This window comes from Acinetobacter sp. P8-3-8, from assembly GCF_000214135.1.
In the GTDB taxonomy this organism is placed as follows: domain Bacteria; phylum Pseudomonadota; class Gammaproteobacteria; order Pseudomonadales; family Moraxellaceae; genus Acinetobacter.
Genome location: NZ_AFIE01000009.1, coordinates 36,440 through 50,759 on the forward strand (window position 1 = coordinate 36,440; position 14,320 = coordinate 50,759).

The 14,320-nt window shown below is 38.0% G+C and carries 15 protein-coding genes; 11 read left to right on the forward strand and 4 right to left on the reverse strand.

What is annotated here, in order from left to right; translation table 11 throughout:
• Positions 1–236 precede the first annotated feature (236 nt).
• The 9 genes from rplU to GGG_RS0106150 all read left to right on the forward strand — a co-directional run bounded on the left by rplU (position 237) and on the right by GGG_RS0106150 (position 8,721).
• The gene (gene rplU / locus GGG_RS0106110; protein WP_010113102.1) at positions 237–548 is read left to right on the forward strand and encodes a 50S ribosomal protein L21; all 312 of its coding nucleotides are present in this window, start codon (positions 237–239) and stop codon (positions 546–548) included.
• A 19-nt stretch (positions 549–567) separates the two neighbouring features.
• Complete coding sequence (rpmA, locus tag GGG_RS0106115) at positions 568–825, forward strand: 50S ribosomal protein L27 (RefSeq protein ID WP_010113104.1); 258 nt, start codon at positions 568–570, stop codon at positions 823–825.
• A gap of 43 nt (positions 826–868) precedes the next feature.
• Positions 869–1,858: a hypothetical protein gene (locus GGG_RS0106120; protein ID WP_010113106.1), complete on the forward strand. Its 990-nt coding sequence runs from the start codon at positions 869–871 to the stop codon at positions 1,856–1,858.
• A 150-nt stretch (positions 1,859–2,008) separates the two neighbouring features.
• Positions 2,009–2,704 carry an outer membrane lipoprotein chaperone LolA gene (gene lolA / locus GGG_RS0106125; RefSeq protein WP_010113107.1) on the forward strand — a complete coding sequence of 232 codons (696 nt, stop codon included), beginning with the start codon at positions 2,009–2,011 and terminating at the stop codon, positions 2,702–2,704.
• A gap of 182 nt (positions 2,705–2,886) precedes the next feature.
• Positions 2,887–4,365: a carotenoid oxygenase family protein gene (locus GGG_RS0106130; RefSeq protein ID WP_010113112.1), complete on the forward strand. Its 1,479-nt coding sequence runs from the start codon at positions 2,887–2,889 to the stop codon at positions 4,363–4,365.
• A 151-nt stretch (positions 4,366–4,516) separates the two neighbouring features.
• Positions 4,517–5,323 carry an RsiV family protein gene (locus tag GGG_RS0106135; protein ID WP_010113114.1) on the forward strand — a complete coding sequence of 269 codons (807 nt, stop codon included), beginning with the start codon at positions 4,517–4,519 and terminating at the stop codon, positions 5,321–5,323.
• Between the two features lie 108 nt (positions 5,324–5,431).
• Positions 5,432–6,703, forward strand: a complete 1,272-nt coding sequence (gene serS, locus GGG_RS0106140; RefSeq protein ID WP_010113115.1) for a serine--tRNA ligase — start codon at positions 5,432–5,434, stop codon at positions 6,701–6,703.
• An 81-nt stretch (positions 6,704–6,784) separates the two neighbouring features.
• Positions 6,785–8,176 (forward strand): siroheme synthase CysG, encoded by a 1,392-nt coding sequence (gene cysG / locus GGG_RS0106145; protein ID WP_010113117.1) that lies wholly within the window; start codon positions 6,785–6,787, stop codon positions 8,174–8,176.
• Positions 8,177–8,241: 65 nt separating this feature from the next.
• A complete protein-coding gene (locus tag GGG_RS0106150) occupies positions 8,242–8,721 on the forward strand; it encodes a tRNA (cytidine(34)-2'-O)-methyltransferase (RefSeq protein WP_010113119.1) in 480 nt (159 codons plus the stop codon).
• A gap of 216 nt (positions 8,722–8,937) precedes the next feature.
• Here GGG_RS0106150 and GGG_RS0106155 read toward each other — a convergent pair whose 3' ends face one another.
• Positions 8,938–9,327, reverse strand: a complete 390-nt coding sequence (locus tag GGG_RS0106155; RefSeq protein WP_010113121.1) for a helix-turn-helix domain-containing protein — start codon at positions 9,325–9,327, stop codon at positions 8,938–8,940.
• Between the two features lie 179 nt (positions 9,328–9,506).
• Between GGG_RS0106155 and GGG_RS0106160 the strand changes: the two genes are divergently transcribed.
• Positions 9,507–10,208 carry an SDR family NAD(P)-dependent oxidoreductase gene (locus GGG_RS0106160; RefSeq protein WP_010113123.1) on the forward strand — a complete coding sequence of 234 codons (702 nt, stop codon included), beginning with the start codon at positions 9,507–9,509 and terminating at the stop codon, positions 10,206–10,208.
• A gap of 57 nt (positions 10,209–10,265) precedes the next feature.
• Positions 10,266–10,820 (forward strand): flavodoxin family protein, encoded by a 555-nt coding sequence (locus GGG_RS0106165; protein ID WP_010113125.1) that lies wholly within the window; start codon positions 10,266–10,268, stop codon positions 10,818–10,820.
• A gap of 86 nt (positions 10,821–10,906) precedes the next feature.
• Here the strand turns inward: GGG_RS0106165 and GGG_RS0106170 are convergent, their stop codons facing one another.
• The 3 genes from GGG_RS0106170 to GGG_RS0106180 all read right to left on the reverse strand — a co-directional run bounded on the left by GGG_RS0106170 (position 10,907) and on the right by GGG_RS0106180 (position 14,279).
• Entirely contained in the window at positions 10,907–12,292 is a 1,386-nt protein-coding gene (locus GGG_RS0106170; RefSeq protein WP_010113128.1) for an APC family permease, read from the reverse strand.
• 265 nt (positions 12,293–12,557) lie between these two features.
• Entirely contained in the window at positions 12,558–13,742 is a 1,185-nt protein-coding gene (locus GGG_RS0106175; protein WP_010113130.1) for an iron-containing alcohol dehydrogenase, read from the reverse strand.
• A gap of 3 nt (positions 13,743–13,745) precedes the next feature.
• Entirely contained in the window at positions 13,746–14,279 is a 534-nt protein-coding gene (locus GGG_RS0106180) for a hypothetical protein (RefSeq protein WP_010113131.1), read from the reverse strand.
• Between the last annotated feature and the right edge of the window lie 41 nt (positions 14,280–14,320).

Here is a 14,320-nt window from a genome sequence, read left to right on the forward strand (position 1 = left end):
CTATTTCAATTTTTGTAATATCTCAAAAAAATATTCATATTTTCAATGGGTAAATCTTAAAACTTGGATCTAAGATTGATTATTTTGTTTATGCTAAGATTATTTGATGGAAATGACTTGTTGTTTAATTCATTATCACTTAAAATCTTTGCCCTTGTATAACCCCCAGTGGCGTTCGTATTAAGATCGATATATTCCTTTATCGGCACGACGACACGGGCAAGTTGGAGTACATTATGTACGCAGTAATCCAAAGCGGTGGTAAACAGCACCGTGTTGTTGAGGGTGAAACCCTTAAAGTAGAATTGTTGAAAGCTGAAACTGGCGCAACTATTACATTTGATGATGTATTAATGGTTGTGAATGGCGAGAGCATTCAAATCGGTGCTCCAGTTGTTGCTGGCGCGAAAGTAACTGCAGAAGTGGTTGGTCATGGTCGTCACGACAAAATCCGTATTGTTAAAATGCGTCGTCGTAAGCATTACCGTAAACAACAAGGTCACCGTCAATGGTTTACCGAGTTGAAAATTACTGCGATCGCAGGCTAATCACTAGGAGTAAATAGACATGGCAACTAAAAAAGCCGGTGGTTCGACTAAAAACGGTCGTGACTCGAACCCTAAAATGTTAGGTGTTAAAATGTACGGTGGTCAAGCTGTGACTGCTGGTAACATTATCGTTCGTCAACGTGGTACAGAATTCCACGCTGGTGCAAACGTAGGTATGGGCCGTGACCATACTTTGTTCGCTACTGCTGACGGCGTAATCAAATTCGAAGTGAAGGGTCAATTTGGCCGTCGCTACGTAACTGTTGAAACTGCATAAGTTTTAAGAGTTCTAAAAGACCCGCTTAATTGCGGGTTTTTTTATGGCTATAATAATGCGCATTGAAAAGAAAGAAATAATGACAATGTATTTGGAAGAAATAGTTGAGCAACTAAATTGGGTTGCTAAAGAATTACAAAATAATTGTAAGCCTTATCAAATGGTGCTAAGTGAAAGCGCAAGATTTATTTCAGTAAAAAAAGAGAGTATCAATCATTATATAAAACACCGATATCCTGAATATGAACGAGTATTTGGATATCAGGATTATTTGGTTTTCTTTGAAAATGATCGACTGACTTTTGCTTATGAAACAGGTGTGAGTATTGGAGGTGAGCATCAGGTTTTAATTAAGAATATTTATGATTTGGTCGACTTAATTGCATGGCTGAGCGATTGGACTTTAAAGAAAAAATTTGAAAGAATTACAGATGAATTTATTGCCCATGTTGAAAAAAATCATCCACATTATGCGTTGGTGGAGCAATTTATAGCGATTAATCAGGAGTACAGTGAATTAAACTCTATGGATGATACAGAAAATTTAATTCGAACTTATCCTGACTTGTCTGAATTATATTTTGTTGTCAAAGCAAATGAAGGGCAAAATGTTGATGCGCAATTGATAGAATATGCCAAATCGGTTTTGCAGCAGGATTATGAATTAATGCCTGAATTTTTAACTGATCATGGTATCAAATTATCTGATATATTCAGTAAAATCAGTATCATTAATGCTATTTTTAAAGTGCTGTATTTTAGGCAAAGTATAAGAATGGAGAGTTTCCTAGGCTCTATTAATTCACCTGAATATTTACAAAAAGAAAAATTATTAATTGATTTGAGAGCTAGACTTAAAACGGATATTGAGCCGATCGCACGGCTTTATTATGTAGAAAAAATAGTTAAAGAATTGTTTCTAAGCGAAGCTTTTCTTTGGCTAAACTCCGAATTATTTCCTGAAAGTACTGACGCAATGTATATTGCAAAGCTGAGGTCTTACTTAGCTGTCTGTATCAATGGTATAGAATAGTTATCCTCTCCATCATGATGAATACTTTTCTACATTTTGCACCAATAACAATACAAAACTTCTTATTTTCTCTAATATTAGCGCTAAAATTTAGTTTATGATGAACCATCTTACAAATTGCGATGACGCAAATATATAAAAGGTGAACCTATGAATATGCTTCGTAAAACGATGGGTGCAGTAGCAATCAGTGCGACTATGCTTGCACCTGTAATGAGCACAACAGTTTTTGCAGCTTCTGCTGCGTCGGAGCAACAAGCAACTGCAAATTTAGTACGCCAATTAAGTGGTGTAAAAAGCTTTACAGCAGATTTTGAGCAAAGTACGAAAGTGACTCAATCAAGTAAAGTTGCTCAGAAGAAAGGTTTAACTGCACAACATATGAATCAGACCTTCAAAGGTGTGATGAAAGTAGAGCGCCCAGGTAAATTCTATTGGCAGACGACAACACCTGCGAAACAAACCATTGTGACTTCTGGTAAAACTGTTTGGATTTACGATCCTGATTTAGAGCAAGCAGTACGTCAAAGCCTAGATGAGCAAGTTGCGAATACACCAGCGTTATTATTGAGCGGAAACACTCAACAGATTCAAAAAGCGTATCGTATTACTCAGCCTAATGCAGGGAAAACATACTATACCTTGTATCCAAAACAAAAAGATGGTGCTTTTCAAAGCTTGACCATTAGTTTTGGGGCGAAAAATGCGCCGACTTTAATGATTTTGCAAGATTCATTGGGGCAAACAACCACAGTACGTTTCAACAATGTACAGGTCAATGCATCTATTCCTGCATCAACCTTTAACTTTGTACCGCCTAAAGGTACTGATATTATTGATCAATAAGTTCTTGATCTGTTTAATGAGCAACCTTCGGGTTGCTTTTTTGTATCACCTGATCCAAATAATAGTAAGGATGAAGTGATGACTTTTGAATAAGCAACGTTGTTTGAGAAATTAAAGTGGTATTCAATTTTTGTTTATTCTATTCTCAAACAATAGCTTGAATATAAAAATTGAGATGCTTTATGTATCGCAAAGAGCAGTTGAAATCATATCCACGCATGACTGTCCAAAAGTCCCTGTGGAATGTGTTTAGACAAAAACTAATCAAAGTGATTGGACAGTTTTTACGACGAAATAATCATTATCGCGAAGCCAACCTTTATCAGAAAAAACTGTATCAACCTGTAGAAGAAACAACAATTACTGCGCTAAAAGTTTCAGGGATCATTCCGCCTCATTTGAATGGTTTATTGCTCAGAATTGGCTCAAATCCTATTTATACTCCGCAACCTACATTATTTGAATGGTATCTCGGTGATGGAATGATTCATGCACTAAAACTGCAACAGGGGCAGGCTGTTTGCTATCAAAGCACGATGATTGCAACCGATCGGGTACAGCGATTGAAGCAAAAACCATTGATTCAAGGTTTTCGTCGTGGTGCGCATGATGTTGTGAATACCAATATTTTTCAACATGCAGGTAAGCTTTGGGCTGTGATTGAAGCGGGCGCATTTCCGATTTGTTTAAATGATCAATTACAAGCTGAGCGTTATCAACTTTTCAATAGTGATGCTGATTTACCCTTTACAGCACATCCTCGGAAAGACCCTAAAACTGGGCATTTACATGCGATTAGTTATGATGCCTTAGATGGTAAAAATGCCTATTATCAAGTCATTGATGAAAAGGGTACTTTAATCCATGTGACTCAAATTTTATTGCAACATGGACCAATGATTCATGATTGTTTAATTACAGAGCAAGAGGTTTTGGTATTTGATTTTCCACTGACTTTTTCTACGAAGCGGTTATTCCACGGTGCGAGTGTTCCATATCAGTGGAATAAACAGCATCAAGCACGGATTGGAATATTACCTAAGTATGGAAATGCCGATCAAATTCAATGGATCAATCTTGAGCCTTGTTTTGTTTTTCATGCTGCAAATGCTTTTCGTGATCAGGACAATAGAATTATTTTAGATGTCATCGTCCATCAAGATGATTTTGAGCATTCTCAACATGCTGCTTATGAATTGCAAAATGCCAAGTTAGAGCGTTGGATCATTGGCCCAGATATGCAAATGCTCAAGCGATCTGTATTAGATTCTCGTATTCAAGAATTTCCGAAAATTGATGAAAGGTTTACAGGAAGCCCATATCGCTATTTATATACTTTGGGATTTGCTCAAGCAGGTTTGTTTAATTGCTTATATATTCATGATTTAGAAATGAAAACCTCTGTAACTTATGATTTTGGAGCACAGTGGGCAATTGGTGAAGTGACTTTTGTTGCAGATGTTCTCGATATTGAAGAACATCAGCACAGTCCAGAAGGTCATGGCTATTTGATGGCATATTTACACCATATTGATGGTGAGGTTGCCAAAGCTGTTATTTTGAAAGTAAAAGGTTTAGACATTCAAAGACAAGCTGACATTGATTTAGGGGTACATATACCTTTAGGTTTTCATTGTAATTGGGTTGGAATACAGCCTTAAAGCAAGCAGAAGCTATGCGAAATTGATGACATTTAAAGCATATTCCAAAACTTAAACAACAAAATATCAATAATTAACAATTATGAATATTAATTTTGGGGTTCTGGTTTTATGATAGTGTTATTACTTAATATGCTTTAAAGATATAGAAATGAAAGTAAATTTTAAAAGTGGTCTGATTTTTTCATCTCTGTTATCGACGATGCTCATGGTTACAGCATGTCAAGAAAAGCCTGCACCTCAAGTAGAGCAAGCAACGACTCAAAATCAAGCAGAAACAACGCCACTCATTCAAGCGAAAATTGAGCGTGTTGAAATTCCTAAAAAACAATTTTGTGATGAAGATGGTTGCATTCAATACGACTTACAAACAGTGAAGTCGAATGTGGCTTGGATTGATGATTATTTTCTAACACGTATTAAAAAAGATGTGCCAAATGCTTTTGAGCAAGGGCATGCAAATCCGCAAGCGAATGATGAAGCACAATCTTCACCTAAAGGTTTAAATCAAAATTCGATTTATGTACGTTTTATTTCCCAACAAAATAATTTAGCGACTTTTGTGATTCAAACTTATAGCTATGCAGCAGGGGCTGCGCATGGCATGTATCACAATGAGTATGTCACTTTTGATTTAAATGCCAAGAAACGTTTGGCACTGACTGATATTTTAAAACCTAATGTCGAAGCAAAAGTGGCTGAACAACTTTATGATGCCAATGCAAACTGGTTGATTCAAAAAGACATTACCCGTGAAAAATTACAATTGAGTGATAACTATTATTACGGTGTAAACGGTATTGTTTTTGTGTATCCATTGTATGAGTTGACATCTTATGCAGATGGAATGCCTGAACTGAAATTACCGTACCAAGTGGCAAGAGATTTGGTTAAACCTGAATATTTACCAAGTTTACCGCAAGTAGAACCTGTGGTTGAAAAACCAGTAAATCCATAATTTGTTGTCAAATCATACAAATTCATGTCTGTGTAATGCTCTGTCACTGTATTTTTTTAGGTGAAGGGCTTACACTATAGTCAGTTTTTTTCTTACTTTAGATTGGCTATGATTGACCCGAAATTACTCAGAAATAATATTGAGGCTGTAAATTTAGCCTTAGCGAAACGTGGTGTACAACTCAACGTTGAAGAATGGGCATCACTAGAAGCTCGCCGTAAAGAAATTCAGTCTAGAACTGAAAATTTGCAGGCTGAGCGTAATTCGGGTGCAAAACAGGTTGGTCAAATCAAAAAAGCAGGCGGCGATGCTTCTGAGATCATGGCGCGTATGGGTGCTATTGGTGATGAAATCAAAGCTGCGGAAGTTGAATTGAATGAACTTCAAGCTGAACTTGAAGGAAAATTACTGTCTATTCCAAACTTGCCACACGAATCTGTACCTGAAGGTAAAGACGAAAGTGATAATGTTGAAGTTTTAAAATGGGGCACACCTCGTCAATTTGATTTCGAAATTAAAGATCACACAGATCTTGGCGAAATGATGGGTGGTTTAGAGTTTGAAACTGCAACAAAATTGACAGGTACTCGTTTTAGCGTGTTAAAAGGGCCATTGGCTCGCTTACAACGTGCTTTAACACAGTTTATGTTAGATACACATACGCTTAAAAATGGTTATACAGAAGCTTATGTACCTTATTTGGTGAATGCTGATTCACTGCGTGGTACAGGACAATTACCTAAATTTGAAGAAGATTTATTCAAATTACAAGGTGAAAAAGAATATTATCTTATTCCGACAGCGGAAGTACCTGTAACGAATTTTGTCCGTGATGAAATCATCGATGCTGATCGCCTACCACTGAAATACGCAGCACATACGCCATGTTTCCGTAGCGAAGCAGGTTCTTATGGCCGTGATACACGTGGTTTGATTCGTCAACACCAATTCGACAAAGTTGAAATGGTGCAAATCGTTAAACCTGAAGAATCTATGGATGCCCTAGAAGCATTAACAGGTCATGCGGAAGGAATCTTACAAGTTTTAGGCTTACCATATCGTAAAGTTCTATTATGTGCAGGCGATATGGGCTTTGGTGCGTGTAAAACTTATGATTTAGAAGTTTGGGTTCCAAGTCAAAACACCTATCGCGAAATTTCTTCTTGTTCAAACATGTGGGACTTTCAAGCACGTCGTATGATGGCTCGTTATCGTGCAGACCAAAAGAAAACTGAATTGGTACATACCTTAAATGGTTCAGGTTTGGCAGTTGGTCGTACATTATTGGCGGTGATGGAAAATTATCAACGTACAGATGGCTCTATTGAAGTGCCTGAAGTGCTTCGTCCGTACATGGCTGGTGCAACTTATATCGACTAAGGCAAAATTAGCTGATAAATGACTTAGTTTTGTGCACAAAAATTGCTTAGTACAATCAGATTTGAACTTTTGAGGAACACTGTGGAAATTTTCCCAATTTCGTTAAAGCTACAAGGGCAACCTTGTCTGATTGTCGGTGGCGGACATATTGCCTACCGTAAAGCAGTTTTACTTGCAAAAGCAGGTGCAATCATTCATGTGGTTGCACCTGAAATTGAACCAAGTTTGTTGGAAATTATTCATGCAACGCAAGGACAGTTCCATCAAGCAGCATTTGATGATCAAATTAGCCTAAGCAGTTATCGTTTGGTTATTGCAGCGACCAATAATGGTGCGGTTAACCAAGCTGTTTTTGAGGCTTGTGAAGATTTAAATGTGTTGGTTAATAGTGTTGATGATCCTCCACATTGCCGTTTTATGGTGCCTGCGATTATTGATCGTTCACCTTTAGTGGTTTCGATAGCCACCAATGGTGCATCACCTGTTTTATCTCGTCAGATTCGTACCCAATTAGAAGCGGTAATTCCACATGGTATGGGGAAACTTGCTGATTTTTCAGGTAAATGGCGCAAAGTTGTTAAAGAAAAGATTATTAATCCTGATGAACGTCGTATCTTTTGGGAAGACTTGTATGCAAGTCCACTGAAAGAGCAGGTTTTTAATGACAATCTAGCTGAAGCAGACCATTTAATTGAACAAGCTTTGACTAAGTGGCAAAAGCCAAAAGGTGAAGTGTATTTAATTGGTGCAGGGCCGGGCGATCCAGAGTTATTAACGCTAAAAGCACTTAGATTGATGCAACAAGCAGATGTAGTTATTTACGATCGCCTTGTTTCAGCACCTATTTTAGAACTGTGTCGCCGTGATGCAACCAAAATCTATGTAGGTAAAGCCCGTTCTAATCACTCCGTTCCGCAAGATGGAATCAACGCCTTATTGGTTCAATATGCTTCAGAAGGTAAGCGAGTTTGCCGTTTGAAAGGTGGTGATCCATTTATTTTTGGACGTGGTGGTGAAGAAATTCAAGAGCTTTATGAAGCAGGGATTACCTTCCAAGTCGTTCCTGGAATTACGGCTGCTTCAGGCTGTTCGGCTTATGCAGGGATTCCGCTCACCCATCGTGATTATGCGCAAAGTGTACGTTTTCTGACTGGGCATTTGAAAGAAGGTTCACCTGAATTACCTTGGAATGAGTTGGTCTATGAAAATCAAACCCTTGTACTTTATATGGGCTTGGTCGGTTTAGAAAAAATTTGCCAACAACTTATTGCACATGGTCAGCGTCCAAGCATGCCTGTTGCACTTATTTCTAAAGGCACGACCCCTGATCAAAAAGTGGTCGTCGGGACTTTGGCTGATATTGCTTCAAAAGTTGAAGAAAATCATATTCAAGCACCAACTTTGACCATTATTGGTGAAGTGGTGAGTTTACGTGAACAGTTGCAATGGCAATTCCTCCCAAGCTCCTCTTAAAAAGGGAGAAATTCTCCTCTTTAAGAAAGCGGAGTTCGGGGGAGATTTTAAAGTAGAGATATCTTGTGATTCATGTTGTTTTATTTGAACCTGAAATTCCTGCAAATACTGGGAATATCATTCGTTTATGTGCCAATACTGGTGCGCAATTACATTTGGTCAAACCTTTAGGTTTTGAGTTGGATGATAAAAAGCTGCGCCGTGCAGGTTTGGATTATCATGAATGGGCGCATATGAAAGTTTGGGAAAATTTTGCAGAATGTTTGGCTCATCTTGAAGCACAAGGGATTGATCAAAATGCCATTTATCCTTTAACCACCAAAGGTACAGAAACACCGCACACTTCTGATTTAAATCGTTCGATTGCGTTGTTAATGGGGCCTGAAACACGTGGCCTACCAGAAGATGTTCGTATGATGTTTCCGCAACAACATTGGATTCGTCTGCCGATGGCGCCAAACTCTCGTAGCTTAAACTTATCCAATGCAACTGCTGTTATTCTTTATGAAGCTTGGCGTCAGCAAGGGTTTAAAGAATTGGTTTAATTTATTTAATCAACCATTCAAACAATATTGTGATGATACCAAAGTGAATCCATTGCTTAATTCACTTGGTATCAAAAGCTTATAGCGACATATTATAATTACAAAATTTTAATGATTTTTCTTATTTTCAATAAAAATAGCGTTAATCCTCTTGAATCAGCAGACCCTAAGTACAATTGATATTTTTCATATCGATTATTCACTCATCACCACTGTTTAAGCATTTTGTTCAAGCTCGACTTGAGCCGCATCAAATTTTCTTTGTGCACGAATCACATGTTGCATATTTCCCTCAGCCCATATTTTGAATGACAACGCTGTTTGCGCAAATTCCAACCCTAAAGGAGTGAGTGCGTATTCAACACGAATCACATTATTCTCGTGAATAGTACGAGAGATAAAACCATCTCGTTCCAATATTTTAAGTTTTTGCGAAAGTACTTTTGGAGAAATTCCAATCAAACTTTTTTTCAGTTCGTTAAAATGTTGAGACTGTTGATCTAAGCGATAAATAATTAATAGAATCCATTTATCTGCAAATTTTTCAAAAAAAGATCGGGCAGGGCAATTGGGATGAAAAATATTAAAATTGAAAGCATTAGTCATTTTAAATCACCTTGATCATCGGTTTTTAATACAATCAATACAAAAAAGAGACCAGTTACCAGCTAGTAACTAATTGATACTAGGTTTCAAAAGTATATCATAACTCAATCAGATCAAGTGAAGTTCAGTGAATGATCTTCAATATGAAATAAAGACTTTTCAATTTTGAGCATAGTCCGATGAAAATAACAGATGCAGTGGTTTTTGTTACAGGCGCTAATCGTGGATTGGGATTGGTTTTAGCCAAAGAAGCATTACAGCGTGGCGCTAAAAAAGTATATGCAGGTATGCGCAACACAGCAGGTTTTAATGAAGTGGGGATTACTCCCATTCAAATTGATGTAACAGATAGTGAATCCATTCAAAAAGCAGTTGCAGAATGTGGTGATGTAAATATATTGATTAACAATGCAGGTATTGCAAGATTAAATCAAAGTCCTGTAGATTCAGAAATAATGACAACAACACGTAAAATTCTAGAAACGAATTTGTATGGCGTCATTGGTAGTACGCAATATTTCTCTTCAACTTTGCAGAAAAATAGTGAAAGTTATATCGTCAATATTTTGTCAGATGTGTCTTGGGAACCCAGTACATTTCTTGCAAGTTATGCGATATCTAAGGCAGCGGCGTGGTCTTATACCAATTCCACGCGTCAAGCTTTGAGTCAGTCGAATGTGCATGTCATGGGTGTGCACGTCGGATTTATTGATACTGACTTAACTCAAACCTTGGATATTCCTAAAATCTCACCGAAAACGGTTGCAGAACAAGTTTTTGATGGGATTGAGCAAAATGCATTTGAGGTTTTGGTCGGGGAGTCTACTCAAAAATTGAAACAAGATCTCACTGCGGCTATCCCAAGTTATGTGAAGATTTAATTCTTAGATTTAAATAAAATTTTTAAGCACAAAACATTTATTCATGAGGAATTCATAATGTCAAATATCGCTGTTGTTTATTATTCAGGATACGGTCATACCAAAGTTATTGCAGAAACATTTGCACGTGAAATTGATGCGCAATTGATTGAAGTCGATCAGGAAGGCAATGTTCCTGAAGATGCTTGGGACAAGCTAAATGCGGCTCAAGGTATTGTTTTTGGCGCACCAACGTATATGGCTGGTGTGCCATGGCAGTTTAAAAAGTTTGCTGATGCAACATCTAAGATTTGGTTTACCCAAGGTTGGAAAGATAAAATATTTGCAGGTTTTACCAATAGCGCAAGTATGAATGGTGATAAACAAGTGACTCTCATTAGCTTGCAAACACTGGCTTCACAACATGGTGGTATTTGGGTAAGCCTAGGTCTTGCACCATCAAATACCAAAGCAGCGACGCGTGCTGATGTGAATAATCTGGGTGGTTCTGTGGGCTTATTGGTGCAATCTCCAGCAGATGCAAGTGTAAGCGAAATTCCTTCAGGAGACTTGGATACAGCTAAATTGTATGCACTACGTGTTCAAACGATTGTGAATAAATTTGTAGATTAAATTAACTCTGAGCATTTAAGTCGAATGAATAAAACAAAAGGCGCATCATGCGCCTTTTGTCGATTTTGAATCATGCCAGCGAAAGCTTATTCATGTTCATTATGTTGTGGAGCAGGGTAACGGAAACCTTTGGTTTTATAACCTAAGTAAAGGATACCGAACATCGCCCACCACAAGCCGAATTTCAATGCTGTTTCTTCAATTTCAAGCCACATTGCAAAGATACTGATAAAACCAAGCAAAGGAATAATCACAAAGCTTAAAATATCTTTAAACGTTTTGGTACGACCATCACGCAGTGCATAGCGCGAGATCACAGACAAATTCACGAAAGTGAATGCAGTTAAAGCACCAAAACTGATCATTGAAATAACAATATCAAGATCCATAAAGCCTGCAGTTAACGCTACAGCACCAACGATCAAAATATTGTATGAAGGTGTAAAGCTTTTTGAACTGATATGACCAAAGACTTTCTTGTTAATGACACCATCACGTCCCATCACATACATCAAGCGTGATACACCAGCGTGTGCTGAGATACCTGAAGCCATCACTGTAACAATCGCAAAATACAGCACAACTGTTTTAAAGGCAGCGCCACCCACAGCTTGAAGAATATCTGGTTGCGTCGCAGCAACATCTTCAAAGTAGGTCTTAGGATCGTTCGGGAAGTAAATTTGCATGAAATAAGTGCTGATAATGAAGATCACACCTGCAAACAAAGCAGTCATGAAAATTGCACGTGGCAATGTCTTTTCAGTATCTTTAGTTTCTTCCGCAAGAGAACTGAGTGAATCGAAGCCTGTGAACGAGAAGCACAGTAATGTTGCACCAGTGATCAGTGGGCCTAATGCAGTCATCTCATTCCAAAACGGTTCTAAACTCCACAATTGGTATTTGGCATTAACCAAAGTACCATCGGCATTGACACCACTTGCGAGAAGTTGATAGACCATCCATGTGAAGTATGCAATCACACCCAACTGTACGAAAACGATCAAACTGTTAAAGTTTGCAACGAATTTAGCACCCCGTAAATTCACTGCGGTCATTACAGCAGTCAAACCAATAACCCAAACCCAATGATTGATTTCTGGGAATAATGCTTCCAAATAAATCACAGCAAGAATGATATTGACCATTGGTGAGAGTAAATAATCTAACCAAGAAGACCAACCCACCATAAAGCCAACATTTGGGTGAATGGATTTTTGCGCATAGGTATATGCAGAACCCGACGAAGGATATCGACGGATCATATGACCATAACTAATGGATGTAAATAAAATTGCAATCAGCGCAATAATATAAGAGGTTGGAACGTGATAATGACTTTCTTCAGATACTAATCCAAAAGTATCAAATAGGGTCATCGGTTGGATATATGCCAAACCAATAATAATGATGTGCCAAAAGCCAAGCGTTTTTTGCAGTTTAGCTGCCGATTGAGTCCCAGGGATATTTGTCAACGGCGTTGTCCTCTTAATCGTTGATCAAGGATCAGTCATGTTTATAAGGATCGTTTGAGACGAACGATCCCCCCTACAAATGAAACAAAAGTTCGCCAATCTACTCTAAAAAGGTGGCTTTTGTCAGTAACTTTGTTAAGTTTTTTAGCAGAAAATGTACCAACTTGTCTAAAAAATAGATGACTTTAAGTTCAAAATAGCAAAAGCCCAATGTTGATTAAACATCGGGCTTTTATTCACACTATGCTTTAAGCATTTGAGTCGATTACCAAGCTTTTTCTAAAATGTCTCTTAAATCTTTCAATGTTGCTTCTTTCGGATTGAAAATGATTGAACCATCATTTAATGCTTTCTCAGCCACATCATCCAATTGTTCTTTAGTGATTTTACCAGTTTCACTCAAAGTACGTGGAAGTTTGGTTAAAGCAAATAAACGATCACGAATTTCATTTAAAGTTGCAATGGTTTTATTGGCACGTTCGTTTGCAGGTGTTTGCGCATAAATGTCTGGCCCTGCAAGCGGTAACAGTAAATCAGCGATTTTGTCACCATTCACATCTTTGTTGTACTCTAAAACATAAGGTAAGAACAAATTCATGCATAAACCATGGGGCAGGTGAGCGACAGCACCTAAAGCATGACCTAGAGAATGGACTATGCCAACCATTGAATTCGAAAACGCAATTCCCGCCATTGTTGATGCTTGAGCCAATTCAAGGCGACCATTCGCATCCGTTAGGTTTTCTAAAACATTAAATAAATTATTGCTTACTTTTTTGATTGCAGCCGTTGCATAGGCATCTGAAATCGGATTGGCTGCCATACAAGTGTAGGCTTCAACTGCATGAGTCATCGCATCCATAGCGGTCATTGCCGTTAAGTGCGGTGGCAAAGTTTGTGTCATGCGAGGGTCTAAAATTGCAGCATGAGGCATTAAGTAGTTTGATGCAAAAGCTAACTTCACATTTTTCTGATTATCCGATACGACAGCAGCAAGTGTAACTTCTGAGCCTGTACCTGATGTTGTTGGAATCACAAAAAAAGGTTTAAGCGGTTTCGGAAGATTATGTGCGCCTGAATATTTTAAAAGGTCATCACCACCTTCAGAAACAAGAATATTTGCCGTTTTAGAAGTATCAATGACTGAACCACCACCCACAGCAATAATCGCATCACAATTATTTGCACGATAAGCCTGCGCTGCAGCACGGACTGTTTCTAAACTTGAATCAGGTGGAACATCATCAAAAATAAAACCGATTTCAATATCTGTCGATTCGAAAGATGCTTCAATAGGCGCTAAAAGATTATTGCTACGTACACCTTTGTCGGTGATGATCATTGGGCGTTTTGAGCCTAAAACAGCCAATTCAAAAGGAATATGTTCGAGTGCAGCATGACCAGCAATCACTTTTACAGGACAGAAAAATTCGTAATATGGTTTAGCCATGGGTTAAGCACTCCTTTTTAAATATGATTGGGCAACTTTTAGATAAATATTTGCAGCACCAGCAAGTTTTTCTTTTAACGATAAATCGGTAGGGTATTCTTTCACCGCAAGTTCAGCGACCAGTTTCGGTAAAATTAAAGCTTCCATTTTATTTAAACAACGCACCAAACGAATGGCATAAGCAACATCGCCATCCGCAATCATACGGTCATTAGCAAAAGCCTGCGCTGTACTTTCTTGGAAAGAAAAAACTAAAAAAGCATGATGAACATGTTTGAAAATGATGGAAAGATCAGGTTTAGTGTCTAAAGATTTTACCAGTTCCAATTGGTGGTTTTGATTCACTCTGGCAATAAAAGCAGCTCCGTTTGGGAATACTTTCATTGAGAGCGTAAAACCAACAGGGAAGACTGATACTTCATGTTTTATTTCGTCATCAACTTGACTCGCCATAACCAAGCCTCTGCCAATCACATCCATCATGACTTTGACATAAGCTTGTTCTAAAGCGGGTTTGACAGATTTACTTGAAATCACACGCTTGTCCCTTTTATGAATTGTATTTCTGTTTTAGAGTA